Below are 360 nucleotides of genomic sequence, written 5' to 3' on the forward strand. Positions count from 1 at the left end.
GGACACGGGTGTGACGCTACCGGCGGAGCTGGCGGTGATGCTGGGAAGGCTGGAGCGGGAGCTGCGTGCGGGAGCGGTGAGTGCGGAGAGTGAGGCATGGCTTGCGCAGTGCGGGCTGACGGCGGAACAGATGGCCGCGCAGATGGAGGATGCATACATCCCGGAGCGGAGGCTGCATCTTTACCACTGTGACCACCGTGGACTGCCGCAGGCGCTCATCACCCCGGAAGGCGAAACGGCGTGGTGCGGGGAGTATGACGAGTGGGGGAACCAGCTTAATGAGGAGAACCCGCATCACCTGTACCAGCCGTACCGTTTGCCGGGGCAGCAGTATGATGAGGAGTCGGGACTGTATTACAA

General features: G+C 63.6%; 1 protein-coding gene. It reads left to right on the forward strand.

Going from position 1 to position 360, the window contains the following annotated elements; translation table 11 throughout:
- The coding region (locus tag RTW80_RS27840; protein ID WP_312721350.1) for an RHS domain-containing protein at positions 1-360 on the forward strand (360 nt) is incomplete at both ends.

Source organism: Escherichia sp. AM3 (genome assembly GCF_032029835.1).
In the GTDB taxonomy this organism is placed as follows: domain Bacteria; phylum Pseudomonadota; class Gammaproteobacteria; order Enterobacterales; family Enterobacteriaceae; genus Escherichia; species Escherichia coli.